The organism is Mucilaginibacter pineti (genome assembly GCF_900101875.1).
GTDB classification, from domain to species: domain Bacteria; phylum Bacteroidota; class Bacteroidia; order Sphingobacteriales; family Sphingobacteriaceae; genus Mucilaginibacter; species Mucilaginibacter pineti.
The window spans coordinates 31,042-48,038 of sequence record NZ_FNAI01000013.1 but is presented as its reverse complement, the minus strand read 5'-3'; the positions used below and the strand labels follow the sequence as shown (position 1 = coordinate 48,038).

Genomic DNA, 16,997 nt, shown 5'->3' with positions numbered 1-16,997 from the left:
TATTAAAACCAGCTTGATCAGGGACCAAAGCGACCTTTGAAATTAAATCGCCCGGAACCGACCTTCCTGGCAATAGATTCACCCGGGACATGCACTTCAGCAGTTATACCTTTCGGAATCTCTACCTCCAGCATCACTTTCTCATCTTTACATGACCAGCTCACTCCAATCTTGCCAGAGGGAGTGAGGTAACTTCCCTTAGCCCAGCTCAGCCCGCCGCCAATCGATGGTTTGATGATGAACTTTTTGAATCCTACTTCAGCTGGCTGTATACCCAATATCCCAGAGTAAAACCATTCGCCCACCGCCCCGTAAGCGAAGTGGTTAAAGGAACACTCCTGCAGACTTCCGTCCGGCCTCACCGCATCCCATTTCTCCCAGATCGTTGTCGCGCCTTTGGTAATCGGGTATAGCCAGGAAGGCATTTGCCTGTTGAATAGCAGCTGATAAGCCAGCCGACCGTATCCGAACCTGGAGAGTTCCGGTAATAAAAATGGCGTACCCAGAAAACCCGTAGCCAGTTTATTACCGTCCTTAGCAATCCTTTGCGCCAAAAGGTCCGCGCATTGCTGCCTGCGGCTTTCCGGCAATAAATCAAAGGCTAGCGCCAACAGATAAGCCGTCTGGGTACTGGTTGCCGGGGTATTGAACTGTCCGTAGCTATCCATGAATGCTTTAATGGCCTCTTCCGAAAGTTTCCCGTAATCGAATGCGTCCTGTTTTAACCCGATCAGCTCAGCACTCTTACTCAGCAGGCGGGAAGAATAAGCATAATAACACTGGTCGATAAAAGGAATACTGGTCGAATCCCCCTGCGCATACCAGTCCCCGTAACCCTCATCCTTCCATAGCCCGCCTGTGGTACGACGCCTCACATAATCCACCCAGGCTTTCATGCTTTCATACTGTTCTTCCAGAATATTTTTATCACCATAAATCTGGTAGAGCCTCCAGGGGATCAGTACCGCCGCATCGCCCCAGCCCGCCACGCCCGCCTTATCCTGTCTGTCCGGACGCATAAAATCGGGAACAATGTTCGGAACCCCGCCGTTTGTCCCCTGATCAGCCGCCAGGTCAAGCAGGTATTTCTTGTAAAAGCTCAGCACATCATAGTTCCAGGCGGCCGTCCGGACAAAAACCTGCGCGTCCCCCGTCCAGCCGAACCGCTCGCTTCTTTGCGGACAGTCCGTTGGCACATCTACAAAATTGCTGCGCATGCTCCAAAGGATATTGCTTTGAAGCCTGTTCAGCATCGGGTCGGAGCAGGAAAAAGTACCCGCAGGCTTCATATCACTGTACAGCGCAACGGCTTCCATGTTTTTTACATCCAGAGCGGAAATGTTATGGCCGCTGATCCGCACATAACGGAAGCCATGGTAGGTAAAAACCGGTTCCAGTACCTGATCGCTGCCGTTCAGCACATACTGATCGGTTGCCTGGGCCAAGCGCAGATTGCCGGTAAACAGTCCTCCATGCTGATCCAGCATTTCGCTATGCGCGATGCGCAGGGTATCGCCAGCATTTCCACGCAACCTGATCCGAACGAATCCCGCCAGGTTCTGCCCGAAATCCAGCATCAGGTCACCATTGACAGATTTCCAGCTTTTGAGTACCTTAAAAACCTCCTGCTTTCGGACAGGAGGCGCAAGACTGCGCACCAGCATCGCTGGCGGCGTTTTTTCCATGCGCATCAGAATAAATCCCTCCCGCAAACCAACCCTTTCGGGTATCCTGGAATCCTGAAGTTCCCCGTCATAAAAATCCGAGCGTTTGATAAAGGAACTTCTGACCTGCCAGTCCGGCCCCGAAACCAGTTCCTGTCTCGTGCCGTCGCTGAATTCCAGCAGCAGCTTACAGTTCAAGGCTTTTTCACTGCCATAACTGTCCGGTTTCTTCTGTGGCCCGAAAGCCCCGCTATACCAGCCGCCGGAAAGCAATACCGAAAGCCGGTTAGTTCCCTTGCTCAATAGTCCTGTCACCCCGTAGTTCTGGTACTGCAAACGGTTCAGGTAACTCGTCCAGCCAGGGGTAAAATAACTGTCCCCGACTTTTTTCCCGTTGATCTGCGCCCGGTATAGTCCCAGTGCGGTAACCGACAGCTTTGCCGAAACCAGGCCTTTCCCTTCGGACAGCCTAAAATCCTTAAAAACCATCGGAACGGTTCCATTGCTTCCCTTCACTTCCAGCCATCCAGAATCCTCCAGGATCGGGCTGAGCTTTCCGTTCAGCAACTTATACCAATAGCCGTTTTCATAAAACGCCGCTTCTTTATCTCCGGCATGGGCATCCACATCAACCCCCAGCACTTTGCCACCGTAATAAAAACCGACATTGCCCTCGGTGATCGAATGACCGACCACGATCTTTTTTACTTCAAACTTGCTTAAAGTCTGCTCTACCGTAGCCAGGTCCGCCTTGGGTTTATAGAAATAGCCCCTGTACCAGAACGGCCCGTCTTTTCCAAAGAATAGTTGTGCTGCTTCCGGAATGTCTTTTTTGTTGCAATCGTAATAGGGTCTGCAGGCTGTATTGATCTGCTGTAGGTTAAGTTTAGATGCATTTACTGCCGGCGATATGCCGCCGTGAGTAAACAATGCCTCACCAATCTGCTCCACCACGTTCTTACTGCGCAGCCATCTGCCCAGCTCGGTATCTTTGCCATACAATTTCATATAGTCTACCCCTAGAGCCGATGCGGCGTTTTTATATTTTTTGTCGAGGTAACGCAGATCTCCGCTCAAATTCATGATGTCATGGTTACCCAGCAGCACATGCACATATCCGCCTGCTGCTTTAGCGAGCGCTTCCAGACGGTAGAGCAGCCACAGTCCCTGGGTCACCTGTTTTCCCCGGTCAAAATGATCGCCCACCACCACCAGATGTCCCTTTCCGAATGTCCAGTTGTAATTCCTATCCATCACCCCGCCATCCAGCAGCAGGCTGCGCATCACTGCAAACTCACCCTCCATATCCGAAATCACCAGCATTTTATCCGCCGGCCCAAATATGCCGGGTTCATTTAAGAGCTGCTTTTTCAGCTGAACTGAAAAACCGGGCAAAGGCGCTTCCTCAAAGCGTACCGCCAGCCGTAGCTTTTCTTTACCGCTAACAGCAAAGTTCCCGGATACCGCTTTTCCCCTGACCACCGACCTCACCATTAGGGAGTCCCCGCGGTAAAACACAAAGGGGCCGTCGGTCAGCTTGGTGCGGGCCGGGCCTTTTTGCGCGAAACAGAACTGGGCGGCAAACAGCGCCAGCAGTGCAATAATGATGAACAGCAATATTTTCATGGTTTTGCCCGGTCCGTTTGGTTTATTCGTACAATTACCCGATGCCGGAACATTTATTATAAATTCCGAGCGGTTTTCTGCCTTCCCAGCTTTAAAAAATCCGGCTTTTAAGCCGTTATACCCTATCACGTCAACCATCCCCATCAGCCTTCAGTCCTTTAAGATTCCAGGTGTTTCAACATCCGGTCCCGCCTTTTCCACCCCACCGCTGACCCCATGCCGGAAAAGCTCGACCCGGGCAAAAGCCCTGAGCCCCTGCAGTACTTCTTCCGGACTGAACTGCCCCTCCCGAAAGACCAGGGTGACGGTGCTGAATTTCCCGCCCGCAGGACCAACCGGCAGCTCCGCTCCCGCAAGCAGTCCGGAGCCAGGTTCAACTTCGCAGCCGCAGAAACTTCCCGGCACCATCAGGATCTTTCCCGAACCAGGCTGCAGCCTCTGCACGTAATGTCCGTAAGCACTCGGGTAACCCCGTGTTGTTTTTTGGGTATACATAATTTTGTTGCATAATCTGTTTTCATGCTTTACTCGACTTTACAGATTGGTTCGTGATGTACTGGAAAGCTACAAGAGTTTGCGATATAGCACATCTCACCAGCTTTTTTATGAAGCGCCATTGCTGATTCTACCATGGCCAGTTCACTTACAAGCACTTCAGGCTTTAGCGTCACTGATTCAAATTTCCCACTGCCATTTTCGGTTTCCGTCATTATGCCAGAGGCCATGTCAATGTATTTTGTAACTACTACGCCAGCTTCAGCGCACAGGTGGAGATACCAGAGCATATGACAAGAAGATAGTGATGCGACTAACATTTCCTCAGGATTATACCGGGTCTTATCTCCTCTGAACGCAGGGTCGGAAGAAGCAGGGATTATCGGTTTACCGATGGAACTTATTTCATAGCTCCGTTCATAAGCGGTATAACCAACCGTTCCGGAACCAGTATTGCCCGTCCAGTTGACCTTCACGCTATAGTGATGACTTTTATTCATTTCAATTTTCTGTTAATATAGTTTTCGTAATAGACTTGGCCATTAACTTTGGCCGCCAGTTCTGTGGCAAAAGCAACTCCAGGTACTTGTCCTCTTTTGGCAGGTAGGCCAGTCGCTGCATCACATCGGTAAGCCAAACCAGCGGGTTGATGCCGTTAAGTTTGCAGGTCGCCGTCAGGCTGTAAAGCATGGCACTGCGTTGCGCCCCCTCGTGCGAACCACTAAACAGGTAATTTTTCCGTCCGATCGCCACTGTACGTATGGCACGCTCGACCTGGTTGTTGTCAATGGTCACATTACCGTGTTCAGCAAACAAGCGAAGTTTGTCCCAACGGTTCAGCGCGTAGTTGATCGCAGCACGCATCGGCGCGTCCATACCGCTTTCCTGCTTGGCCGCTTTCAGCCAGGCTTCCAGTTGATCGAGTATCGGCACCGAGCGTTCCTGGCGCACGGCCTTGATCTCATCGAACGATAAGTTCGCGCTGCGGCATTCTTCTTCAATGGCGTAAAGCTGATTGAACAGGTTCAACGGAACACCTGCACGGCGGTCGTTGTTCTTGTAGATCTCCTCGAACTTCCGGCGTACGTGCGCCATGCAGCATACCAGTATATTGCCATTTTTAGTGGCAATTGTCTCGTAAACCTGGTAACCGTCGGCCTGAATGATACCCTTGTAATCCTGGAGCATGGTCTCGGGTACTTTACCGCTCCGCGTAGGTTTGTAATCATAAAAGACCAGCTTTCCCCAATGATGCAGATATACCCAGAAGTAACCGAGGGCTGTTTTACCGTTCTTGGCACCTTTTTCGATGACTTTCATCGTCGTTTCGTCCACATTCAGGTATTCGGCCTTTAATACTTCCTTTTTCAGCAGTTCGTACAGCGGTTCCAGCAACTCACAGATCTTGGTGATCCAGCCGCTCATAGTTCCCGAAGCGATTTCCACGCCCGCGCGTTTGAAGATCTCGATCTGGCGGTACAGGGGTAAGCTGTCGATGTACTTGGAGATGACGATGTAGGCTAGCAATGATGCCCCGGCGATACATTTATCAATGGCCTCCACCGGCAGGTCTGCCTGTTTCATCAGGGTGCTGCCGTCTGGCTGCTTTGAAGCATATACGGGACGGATCGTGGTTTTAACCCAGAACTCGCCTGGAATGTATTCCAGCGTTTCGCTTACGTCGTTCTTTACGAATACGTCGCCTTCCGCTTTATCTATTGGTTCCAGAACCAGCTCTTCCCGGCGCAAATGCGCGGGAAGAGGGTTACGGCCTGGATGCTTTTTGGGTGTGGTAACCGTGGTGATCTTGGTGTAACTGATATCGGTGATGCCGGTAATGACCTCGCTGCCGATAGCATCGGCCTCGATGTCCAGCCTTAACTGGTTCAGTTGTTCAGGGCTGAACTTCTCGCTTTTCTTGCCGAAGATCATCCTTTGCAATTGCATCAGTTGGAACTGTGCCCGTGCGAGTTTTTCTTCCAGTAAGCTGGCGCGCGACTCTGCTGTGTCGCGTTGTTTGAGCGCGTCTTGGGCTATTTTTAATGCTTTCTCCGCATTGGCTGTAGCGGATCTGATATCATCGGTATTGGCTTCAGCCAGTTCCCGCAATTCTTTATTCAGATTTGACAGGGTTTGGTTGTTCTCATTTGCCTGTGCCAGGGATTCGGTCAATTTAATATTGACCTGATCTTGATCCTGGGCAAGTGCAATAAGCTTATCAACCTGCTCTGAAGCTTTATTGGAGCGGCTCATCGCCATCTCTAATACCTTCATGACATCGGGTGCATCAGAATCGAAAAGGTCGGCAAAAGCTACCATTTTACGGTAGAGCTGCCAAGCCTGTTCCGGCTCTTGCATAAAGTCCTCGAAGATGTTTAAAACGCTGGTTTCCACTGGTTGATTTACACTTTAAAAATACGTATTATTCTTGTTACATTTATAATTCAAAAGCCCGTTTTTACGCCATTTTTGCCACTTTTTCAACGAAATCGGTAATCCTTTTGTAATCTCTTATCTGATACTTTTTCTTCCTCATTTTACTCGGCTGTTTTCCTGAAAACGGTCTCCATTCTGATGCCCCGGATCAGCTGCAAAAGCTGGAGCGGGGTGATGTAAAAGCCCAGGTCATCCACCCGTCCGGCAGGCACCTGGAACCTTTTATGTTCGATGCGTTTGCCATAGATCACATAGCCATCACCATCCCAGAACAGCATCTTCATCAGCGTCCTTGCTTTATTGAAAAAAATGAAAACATCACCACAGCGCGGGTCCTGGCCCAGCTCGTTCCTCACTAACCCGCTCAGCCCATCATAGGCTTTTGACATGGTTACTGTGAACGGGTACAAAAAGTACCGGCGGTTTTCTAAAAAGTCCATCATGGTTTAGTTGATAAAAGCTTTTAAGAATGCGGGATCGGCTTGCTGAAAGATGCGGAACAACCTGCCGTCCGGCAGCTCCAGTTCGGCTATCGGCAAACGCTCGGTCAGCTTCAGTACCTCATCGGTAATGATGATCGGCTGCATATGGCCTGTCGGTTGTTCCTGGTTCTTCATCTTTACTTTTTTCTGCCACTCGTAAAACGTGGAGTTACTGATGCCATATAGTTCGCAGAACTCCAGGATGCTAACGCCCCCTTGTTCAAACTCGGCCATGGCCTCATAGATCTCCTCGTTACTGCGCATCATTCGTGGTGCTTTTTGTTTGTTTTGGTCTCTTTCCATATTTTGATTTTTGGTTGAGCCAAAATTATTAGCCATTTACTGCTCTATAAAATGGGTGCCCGAGTGCTTACTAATGTCCCTGATGGTTGACAGAGACCACATAGCCCAGTCTCCGCAGGCGTCTGTAGGCCTTTTCGACCGTGTCGCGGGATATGCCGTTCGTTTTGGCAAAAACTGTAATGGACGGCAGACGCTGCCCTTCTTTCAGCAGCCCGCTTTCAATGTCCGTTTTAAGGGCTCTGGTAACCTGGCCCAGTTTACTGGTCCTGCTCCGGGGATCGATGGTGATGTTGTAGGTCATAAGGAATTGGCTGATCTGTCCGCATATATCCATTTGATGCACTCGTCCATCCAGTTGATCTTTGAATCCTTGTTGTAAGCGCCAAAGCCATGTTCGCCTTTATCATACCTTAAAAACTCCGCTTTTACGCCCTGCTTTTTAAGTGCACCATAGAACACCTCACTATTGGCAAACTTCACCCCGCTGTCATTCCGGCCATGTACCAGAAAAGTAGGCGGGGTATCGCCGCTCACCTGCAGTTCATTGGAAAACTCCCTGATCTCTTCCGCACTTAGATCCGGTCCGATCAGATTGTATCTGGAACTTTCATGCGTCAGCGAGTCCGAAAAGCTGATCACGGGATACACCAGCACCATAAAATCCGGACGGAGCGAGGTGCCATTGGGATTATCCAGCTCTGTCTTTTTAAAATGGGTACCTACGGTCGAGGCCAGATGGCCTCCGGCAGAAAAACCCATGATCCCGAGCCTGGCCGGATCAATGTCAAATTCTTTCGCATGTTCCCTGACGTACTGGATCGCCCGCTGCGCATCGGTCAGCGGGACCATTTCCTTGTGCTCCATACGCTGCGGATCTGGCACCCGGTAATCCAGCAGAAAAGCCGTGATGCCTGATGCCGCCAGTTTTTTACAGGCAGGGATGCCCTCTACCTCATTCGCGCGTCCCCCGTAGGACCCGCCCGAGCAGACGATCACCGCAATGCCCTTTTTGTTCTCCCTAACCGGCGGAAACACCGTCAGCGCCGGGTTTTCGGTAATAGATCTGGCAAAAGGGATCTTATTTTCTCCGTACAGCGGAACCTTCCGCAATTGTCCAAAATAGCTTCCGCTGAACCTGTGCCTGCCCGGGCCGACGGATTTTGGTGTTTCCGATCCCGGGACCCAGACTTCGGCCGTGGTGCCTTCGGGAATCTCTACTTCAAGCTCGATTGCGCTGCCGCTCAGTTTCCAGTAGGCGCCGATCTTTCCGTAAACGCATTCATAGCTTCCCTTAGCCCATGTCAGACCCCCGCCGATCAGCGGTTTGATCCTTATCGTCTTATATCCCGGCGAGGACGCCTGGATGCCCAGCACATTCTGGTACATCCAGTCGCCGATCGCTCCATAGGCATAATGGTTAAAGGAATTCATCTGAGGGGTCTGAAATGAGCCGTCGGGCCTGATTCCGTCCCATCTTTCCCATATCGTGGTCGCGCCCATTTTTACCGGGTACAGCCAGCTTGGAAAAGTATCCTGGTTCAACAGCGTAAAAGCTACGTCCGGATAACCGAACCTGCTCAGTACATGGCAGATATAGGGCGTTCCCAAAAAGCCCGTACTGAGGTGGTCTTTATACACCTTTATATTGTCCACCAGATATCTTGCTGTTCTAGCGCGCATATTTTCGGGCAGCATATCAAAATGCAGGGCGAGTACATAAGCCGTCTGGGTATTGCTCAGCAGCCTGCCGCTGGCGGTGACATATTCGTTCAGATAGGCCTTTTTGATCCTGGAAAGCATATCCGTGTATTTCACGACATCTTCCCCTTTGCCGAGCGTCCTTGCCGCATTGATCAGGTTCTGGGTGGAATGCGCCCAGAAACACTGCGCGATCTCGTATTTATCGGTGATCGCCTCCGTCCCGTCATCATTTCCCGGACGGAAGCTCAGCCAGTCCCCAAAATGAAAGCCGCTCTGCCAGAGACCATCTTTGCTCTGGCCCTGAACATAATCGACCCATTTTTTCATCATCGCATACTGCGAATCCAGTAAAGACCTGTCACCGTAAATTTCGTACAGCTGCCATGGGATGATCGTCGCCACGTCTGCCCATCCGGCCGAGCCGCCAAAGGCGCCAAGGATATCCGGGACCACCGAAGTCACGCTGCCGTTCTCCGACTGGTTGGATGCTACGTCTTTCATCCATTTGGAAAAGAAAGACTTTACATCGAAGTTATAGGCCGCGGTCTTAAAGAATGCCTGCGCATCGCCCGTCCAGCCCAGGCGCTCATCCCGCTGCGGGCAGTCTGTCGGGATATCCAGAAAGTTTCCCCTTTGTCCCCACTGGATATTGTGCTGAAGCTGGTTTATCAGGGGATTGCTGCAGGAAAAATTCCCGGTGGGCCTCATGTCGGAATAGAGTGCCACTGCGGTAAAATCATCCGGGTTTATCTCCCCTTCGGTTCCGCTCACTTTTATGTAGCGGAAACCAAAGTAGGTGAAATGGGGCTCCAGGCTTTCCTTACCGTCAGCCCCTGTTCCGTTACCGGATAAAATATAGGTTGCCGTTGCCTGCGCATTTCGCAGGTTGGCCGTATAGAAGTTCCCCGCCTTGTCCAGCACTTCGGCATGTTCGATGCTGATTTTATCGCCGGCCTTACCCTTTAACCTTACCACCACCCAGCCCACAAGGTTCTGACCGAAATCGAGCACTTTTTCGCCCTTTGGCGTGGTCAGGCTTCTGAGGGGTTTAAAGGTTTCGTGTTTGCTCACCGCATAGCTTTCTGATGGGACCAGGTTATTGTTGCTGTAAGCTACCACCTTAACAGGCTGACCGCAGTTCACCGCAATTCTGGAATCCAGGGTTTCCCCGTTATTTATCGATGAAGTCCTGATCGGCCCATTGCCGCTTTTCCAGCTTTCGTCCGTCGGTATGATCTCCGATTTCCCGTCACTATAGGTCAGCTCCAACTGGGCAAGCAGCCCGGTCTGTTTTCCGTAGATATCCTTCATTCCGTCAAAACCCACATATCCCCTGAACCACCCGTCCCCGACGGCTATGGTCAAGGTATTTGTTCCCTTATTGAGCATCGGAGTCACGTCGTAGGCCTGGTACTGCAGTCTTTTTGCATAATCTGTCCATCCCGGGGTCAGGTAGGCATCCCCGATTCTTTTCCCGTTCAGTTTCGCCTCATAAAGGCCGTGGGCGGTAACAAACAGCTTCGCTGATCTTATTTTGCCGGAGGCAGCAAAGGTTTTCTGGAAATACTGCGCCGGTCTTTCCAGTGTATCTTCCGCAAATCCGATCTGGATCCATTTGGCCTGCCAGTTACCGATTTTTTCATTTCTGAGATAAGCGCCTTCCGAGCTGCCTTTTTTTGTTTTCTGAGCCAAAACTCCAGTGCCGGCAAAAAGCAGGCAGAGGAGTAAAATGATATGGAACGCTTTGCTGTTCATCGTATTTATGAGTTTATATTTAATTTGTTCTGTGCTAAATCGCAGCGTTTTTTCTTTTCTTTTCTGTTCAATTGAGGTAATGGTAACGACCTGCCCTGACCCGGTAGGTCAGGAACCTGGTATTGTCTTTATTGGGAACCACAATTTCCGCAACAGTGCCCTTGGGTATGGTAACCTCCAGGCTCACCCGGCCTCCACTGATTTTCCAGCTGCTGCTGATCAGCCCATGAGGGCTCCGGTAATTTACCTTTGCCCAGCCCAGGCTTTCCTCTACCACCGGGGCGATGCGGACTGTGGCAAAACCGGGATCCACCGGCCGGATTCCCCCGATGCCGGAATAAAACCACTCCCCGATGCAGCCCAGGATATGATGGTTCATGGAATGTCTTTCCTTGTTAAAACTCCCGTCCGGAAGGATGGCATCCCAGCTCTCCCATAAAGTTGTCGCGCCCTTACCGAGCATATACAGCCAGCCCGGGTAGTCCTGTTTCAAAAGCACCCGGTAAGCTGTTTTTGCGTTGCCACTGGAAACCAGTACCGGCAGCAGGTACCGCGTCCCCAGGTATCCGGTATTCAGATGTCCCCCATGGTCAGCGATGTCCCTGAGCAGTTTATCCACGAGTTCCTTTTTCTGTTCCTCGGGGCAAAGGCCAAAAGCCAGTGTCAGGACATAGGCGGTCTGGGTAGAGAGCGCCCGCTTTCCCTGTCCATTCAGATAAACATCCCGAAAGGCTTTTAAGGCAGACCCGGACCACGCATCGTAGGCAGCAAGGTCTCCGGTCATATTCAGGGCTTTGGCGGCCCTGGAGACGATATCCAGCGAATGGCAGTAAAATGCCTGGCACAAAAAACCGCCGTCCGTACCGCCTTCGGGCGCAAGCCAGTCGCCCCATACGATTCCTTCCCGGACGGCCCAGAGACCATTGTTCGCAGCGGCGGATCCCGCCATGCGTTCTACCCATTTTTTCATTGCGGGATACTGAAGCCTCAATAAGGAGGTATCTCCATAAAGCTCAAACAGCTGCCATGGGATGACCGTGGCCGCATCCGCCCATCCCGGGGCATCGCCGCCGATTTTGTCCGGCTGAAAATCCGGGATTACGTTCGGGACCAGGCCATTTGCATACTGGTCTGCAGCCAGATCCGCCAGGTATTTGGCGTAAAAAGATCGGGCATCAAAGTTATAACAGGCCGCCGCGGCGGTTGCCTGCGCATCTCCCGTCCATCCCAGACGTTCGGTCCTCTGCGGACAATCAGTCGGGATATCGACAAAATTGGAAAGCAGCGACTGCCTGATGGCCTCCTGCAACCGATTGAGGGCCGGATTCCCGCAGGAAAAAGAACCGGCCTCCTTCAAATCGGTATGCATCGGCAAAGCCGCGATATGCGCTGCCCTGAAAGGCACAAAGCCGCCGTTTCTTTTCAGGCTGATGCGCGCATAACGGAAACCGTGATAGGTAAACCAGGGCTCGAGGCTGACGGGCTGATCACCGGCCAAAATATACCGGTCGGTCTGTCTGGCTTCCCGCAGGCTGTTTTTGGACAGGTCCGCGTTTTCATCGAGCAGTTCGGCATGCTCTACAATCAGGGTATCGCCCGCCTTTCCGCTCATGCCGACGCGGACCACGGCCGCCATATTCTGCCCGAAATCAGCGGTGATCCTTCCGTAGACATCAGTCACTGTCTTCACCGGTACAACCGGCGCGAATTTTCTGACCGGGGGATGGTCCTGGGGCAGCAAAAGTGCCGTATCGGCCGAAAATACCCGGACCGGCGCCCAGCCGGAAAGTTTCCTTCTCAAATCGCGGGTTTCCCCGTCATAAATATCGCTGGAAAGCAACTCCCCTTTTGCCCAGTTCCACTGCGGACCACTACAAAGCAGCGGCGATCTATCGGCATCGAGCTGCAAGAGCAGGGCCGGGGAATTGCCGTATTTGCGGTCTCCGAAGTTCCCGCAGTTGCCGCTGTAAAAGCCCGGGGACAACTGAACAGTCAGGGTATTGTTTCCCTTCTGCAGCAAAGCCCTTACCTCGTGGCGCTGGTATAGCAGCCTTTTGTGATAGCTGGTCCATCCGGGAGCCAGTTCACCGTCACCGATTCTTTTACCGTTCAGATAGACGATATAAAAGCCGTGCGCGGTGATGTTCAGCACAGCTGTTCCGGGCAGCTTTTCAACGGAGAAATTCCTTTTAAACAAAGGATATCTGACCGCGGTATCCGGTGCGCCTATCCAGCTGGCACCCGAAAAGACAGTGTTTTTCCCCTGTCCGAGAACAGGGAAAGGGCCAATTATGGCCAATAACAAAAATAACCGAATGTGCTTCATATTTCACTCCCGCTGATAAGGTCCCGCAACGGGCAGGCCCTTTCTCTTTTTACCATAAAAATCCCTGTCAAAAACAATGGGTTTTCCATCGGGCCCTTCAAAACCCTGCCGGGTGACCACCGTGCGCCCAAGCTGAGCGGAACTGGTGAGCTTTAAGTCCCCGATGGGCTTTTCCAGCCGGGAGGCAACCGCCCCCCTTTCATAGACGTTGCCCGAAAGCCTGCAGGGATATTTCGTGTTGTCAAATTCTTCAAGGTTACAGTCCTTACCGCTAAACACATTGTTGTACAACTGCACATCGCCCGAGGGGTTATCCCGTAGCCCAAATATTTCGGTCCCGTGCGGCTTTAAAACGGGTGTTTCCCGGTCATCATAAGGCCAGACCTCAAATTTGCCGGCAATCAAATTGTGCACATAAGCCACCCCCTGCGACCATACCCGCTGCGAGTTCTTGGACAGCATCACATTGTTGTCCACCAGTACCGGCCCATGGTCCACCTCAAAATAAATATCCCAGTCATCATTCCCATACAGTTTATTACCGGTAATCCGCGTACCCTGCGCCATCCAGTCCAGCCAGATTCCCCGGTTATTGTTATAAATCGTATTTCCAGAAATCACCACATCCACCGCGCCGTGAAATTTAATGGCTGCCTGCTCCGCACCCGAGAACAGGCGCTCCCGGTGGATATCGTGTATTGTATTTCCACTGACGGTACTGAAGGAACAGCCCAGACTGCCCACAATCCCGCCCTGCTCACAGAAGCTGACCGTATTGTTCCGCACGGTATGACCGCCGACGGTTTCTTTGTTCCAGCCATGATCCAGCGCCCGCTTCACCGTTTCCACATAACCTTCGGCAGAATTGGCCGAAGTGTTATCGTATCCATCGCCATATTTGCCCAGGGTAATGCCCGCACATTTGGAATAACTGACATCGCAGTTCTCGATGACCCAGCCCTTGCTCCAGTTTGTCCCGATCAGTCCAACCTGCTCCGCTGTGGGCGGCGACCAGTTGGTTGCGGCGTGCATCATGGCAAAGCCCGATACGGTAATGTAATTGACCCCTGTCCTGGAAGGATAAAAGCAGCTCCTGCGTACATTGATCTCCACCATTTCTCCGGCGGGATCCGCCGTACCAAAATTCGCCCAGATCCTGGTGCTGTCCCGGTCCACTTCGGCATACCACTGATCCGGTTTTCCCGGCAGCTCAGATCTGCTTCTGCATTCCATCAGCCATCTGCCGTTGCGGTAGACCGCACCGGTATGCTGCTTCCAGCCTTTTCCGTCATACCAGTCCCCCCTGATCTCGTCCGCATAGGGATTGAAACGGCCAAAATAGCTATTGGGCAAGGTAAGCAGGTAGCCGGAGCCATCTGCCGAGCGTTTCCATCCCTTAACGATTTCCGATCCCTTAATGACTACCTTTTCCCCGGGCGCGGCCTTATAGGTAATACGGCTTTTGGCCGATCCCGCATTTCTGGGGTCGACGTATTCCCAGTAGGTACCCTCGTGCACCATAACGGTATCGCCGGGCCCTGCCAGCGATGCAGCGGACTGAATCGTGGAAAATGCGCCTTTTTTCGAGACATGAAAGGTTCTCGGCGTTTTCCGGCGCGCATCCTTCCGTTCGGTCAGGGCTTTTATCAGGTCAGCTTCCTGCTGTCTGTACGGCGTACCGTCTTTTTTCAGCACATCATGAAACCACAGCTCTGGATCGGATCCGTCCGCTATCACCTCGCCCCACTGGTATTTCGTCTGCGTCTTTCCGTCCACAAATCCCCAGTTGATGGCTGCTATATTTTCTGCCTTTAAATGGGGCATGATCGTCTGGAAGGTAGAGCCTAGGGTTCTGGCCATATACTCGGTGCAGAACAGGGGCCGGCCGTAGTTCTTCAGGGAATCGGTCATCGCCCTATGGTTATCCAGATTTCCATAGTTATGGTAGGATATCACATCGGAAAGGGCGAAGCTGTATGCGGTCATCTCCGGGTAAAACTCAAACATGCAGACTGTCAAGGGCTGGCTCGGGCCGATCTCTCTTGCCCAGCGGAAGACGGACTTTAACAGCGGCAGGCTCTTCAAACCATAGTCGGAGTTCCCGGGTTCATTATATAAGTCCCACATCAAGATCCGCCGATCGTTCCTGAATGTCCTCAAAATGTCCTGTACATACTCCTTTAAATAAGCCCATTGACCGGGATCGTCATGCACCGCTCTGGAAGGGCTTCTCAGCCAGCCCGAATTGTGGGTTCCGGGTTTCGGTGCAGGCTGCAGTCCGATTGTGGCATCGGGATTCCAGCAGTCGTCGAAAAACACAAAGATCGGTCTGATACGATGCTTATGGCATACCCCTAAAAAAGCATCGATCCGCTGCTTGAAACCCCTTACATCCTGTTTCCAGGCCAGGTCATGCAGAAAGACGCGCATCGTATTCATTCCCAGTGCTTCTGCCCAGCCCAGTTCCCTGTCTATGGCCGCCAGGTCGAAAGTTTCCGCCTGCCAGAACTCCAGCTGGTTGATGGCATAGGCAGGTGTGTAATTGCACCCTGCCAGCCAGCCCTGCTTAGCATACCATAAATTGACTTTTTCCCTGCTCCACCGGTTATGCCCGGCGAAACCGCCGGCTGATTCCGCTGTCGAAGATGACTGGGAAAAACTGGCAAGCGAAAGCAGCATGCTGCCGGCGAGGGTTAAAATGAAGTGCTTGAACATAGGGGGTTAATCGATCAGTTTCCAGTTTGCCGGGTAAACGGCTTCCACACCAAAGCCTCCCTGTATTTTCTCTCCTTTTTTCATCAGTTCGATGCTATTGAGCAGTCCGCCACAACCGGCATCCGCTTCCCTGCCGTTCTTCAGGTTATCGGCCTTCAGCATAGCCACCGCATTTTGCTCTACTGTTACCGCTTCTCTGCGCCTGCCCAGTTTGTACAGCAACGCAGCCTTGGTGTCCATCCACCCAGAGAGATCGCCAGCCGACACTTTTGGATCAGCTTTAGCCTTTTCTACATTTAGGCTGGCCCATGTCAGCGCTTTCTCCAGAGGCATTTTATCCGCAACCGGCACGAAATAATACCACCAGCAGATGTTATTGATGCCCGTCCAGTCACTTCTTTTCAGTTTATCCTCAACATCGGTCTGGTAATAAGCATTAAACCTTTTCCAGTCTCCGGTTTTCAGATAGAATCCCTCATTAAGGAATGGATGACCATAAGCACCAAACTCGCCGATGATTTTTCCGGCGTCCAGCTGCGGGTATTTAGTATGGATGGATTTTTCAATCTTTACCCAGTCCGGGTGCGCAGTGACCATCTTCCCGTTTTTGAACAGCTTCAAATACAGCTCCTCCTTTTTCGCCATGGTTTCCAGTAACGCAAGGCTTCCTCCCAGCCACTCAATTAATTTATCCGATTCTTCAAGCGGTGTTTTCTTAAGCTCAACAAAGAACTTATCGGTAGATTTCACCATGCCCGGGTTTGCATCTGCAAGCTGGGCGTTCTCTTTGGTCAGGATCTGCTTCTGATCCGTCAGCTTGTCGACATAATTGCCGAAATAGTCCCTTACCATCTCATTTGCCAAACTGTCCTCCACCAGCAGCTCCCTCATTTTGCCGATCAGTTTCGGCAGTGCCGGATAATCCCTAACTCCTTTTTTGTAAGTCTCCAGCTGACGCTTAAAGGTCGAAGCCTCGGGGCTGACTGCAAATCTGACCGTTTCGATAAATTTTTGGGGGTCCTGATAACCAAAATTCCTGTACAACAACTCTCCATCGGGAGACAAGAATACCAGGGCCGGAAGTGTGGTCAACTGATATTTCCCCTTTAACATCTCCGCATCACCATACCAGGATTTCACATAGGCATCATCCCCATCCGCCTTATCAATCTGTACTTTTACCGCAATAAATTTATCGTTCATCAACTTTCCGACTGCTTTGGACGGATAAACCTTTTCATCCATCATCTTGCAGGGCTTGCACCAGGTTGCAGCACCATCGAGAAAAATGTACTTGTTCTCTACCCTGGCCTGCTCCAGTACTGCAGCCCAGTTTTCCGCTTTGCTAAAACTAAGCCCCTGTGCATCTGAAGTAAGCACCATCATAGACAGCGCCAAAAAAGTCATTAATCGTTTCATATCTGTGTGTTTTTAATTTTTAATATCGAGGCAAACTGCCGGTTATTTTTGCCCATAAAAGGCATTAACCGGTCA

The 16,997-nt window shown here is 51.5% G+C and carries 11 protein-coding genes; all 11 read right to left on the bottom strand.

What is annotated here, in order from left to right; genetic code table 11:
• Nucleotides 1–17: 17 nt before the first annotated feature.
• The 11 genes from BLS59_RS23305 to BLS59_RS23255 all read right to left on the bottom strand — a co-directional run bounded on the left by BLS59_RS23305 (nucleotide 18) and on the right by BLS59_RS23255 (nucleotide 16,922).
• Nucleotides 18–3,434 (bottom strand): family 78 glycoside hydrolase catalytic domain, encoded by a 3,417-nt coding sequence (locus BLS59_RS23305; RefSeq protein ID WP_091153119.1) that lies wholly within the window; start codon nucleotides 3,432–3,434, stop codon nucleotides 18–20.
• A 6-nt stretch (nucleotides 3,435–3,440) separates the two neighbouring features.
• Entirely contained in the window at nucleotides 3,441–3,785 is a 345-nt protein-coding gene (locus tag BLS59_RS23300) for a hypothetical protein (RefSeq protein WP_091153117.1), read from the bottom strand.
• 29 nt (nucleotides 3,786–3,814) lie between these two features.
• The gene (locus tag BLS59_RS23295; protein ID WP_091153115.1) at nucleotides 3,815–4,285 is read right to left on the bottom strand and encodes an OsmC family protein; all 471 of its coding nucleotides are present in this window, start codon (nucleotides 4,283–4,285) and stop codon (nucleotides 3,815–3,817) included.
• Between the two features lies 1 nt (nucleotide 4,286).
• Nucleotides 4,287–6,179 carry an IS66 family transposase gene (tnpC, locus tag BLS59_RS23290; protein WP_091153114.1) on the bottom strand — a complete coding sequence of 631 codons (1,893 nt, stop codon included), beginning with the start codon at nucleotides 6,177–6,179 and terminating at the stop codon, nucleotides 4,287–4,289.
• 143 nt (nucleotides 6,180–6,322) lie between these two features.
• A complete protein-coding gene (tnpB, locus tag BLS59_RS23285) occupies nucleotides 6,323–6,664 on the bottom strand; it encodes an IS66 family insertion sequence element accessory protein TnpB (RefSeq protein ID WP_091153112.1) in 342 nt (113 codons plus the stop codon).
• Between the two features lie 3 nt (nucleotides 6,665–6,667).
• The gene (tnpA, locus tag BLS59_RS23280; protein ID WP_162842757.1) at nucleotides 6,668–7,006 is read right to left on the bottom strand and encodes an IS66 family insertion sequence element accessory protein TnpA; all 339 of its coding nucleotides are present in this window, start codon (nucleotides 7,004–7,006) and stop codon (nucleotides 6,668–6,670) included.
• A 70-nt stretch (nucleotides 7,007–7,076) separates the two neighbouring features.
• Nucleotides 7,077–7,307 carry a GntR family transcriptional regulator gene (locus tag BLS59_RS23275; RefSeq protein WP_162842756.1) on the bottom strand — a complete coding sequence of 77 codons (231 nt, stop codon included), beginning with the start codon at nucleotides 7,305–7,307 and terminating at the stop codon, nucleotides 7,077–7,079.
• Nucleotides 7,304–10,462, bottom strand: a complete 3,159-nt coding sequence (locus BLS59_RS23270; RefSeq protein WP_162842755.1) for a family 78 glycoside hydrolase catalytic domain — start codon at nucleotides 10,460–10,462, stop codon at nucleotides 7,304–7,306. Before BLS59_RS23270 ends, BLS59_RS23275 begins: the two co-directional genes overlap by 4 nt.
• 67 nt (nucleotides 10,463–10,529) lie before the next feature.
• Nucleotides 10,530–12,788, bottom strand: coding sequence for an alpha-L-rhamnosidase (locus BLS59_RS23265; protein ID WP_091153107.1), 2,259 nt, complete (start codon nucleotides 12,786–12,788; stop codon nucleotides 10,530–10,532).
• Between the two features lie 3 nt (nucleotides 12,789–12,791).
• Nucleotides 12,792–15,503: a right-handed parallel beta-helix repeat-containing protein gene (locus BLS59_RS23260; RefSeq protein ID WP_205411341.1), complete on the bottom strand. Its 2,712-nt coding sequence runs from the start codon at nucleotides 15,501–15,503 to the stop codon at nucleotides 12,792–12,794.
• Nucleotides 15,504–15,509: 6 nt separating this feature from the next.
• A complete protein-coding gene (locus tag BLS59_RS23255; protein ID WP_091153104.1) occupies nucleotides 15,510–16,922 on the bottom strand; it encodes a thioredoxin family protein in 1,413 nt (470 codons plus the stop codon).
• Nucleotides 16,923–16,997: the final 75 nt, after the last annotated feature.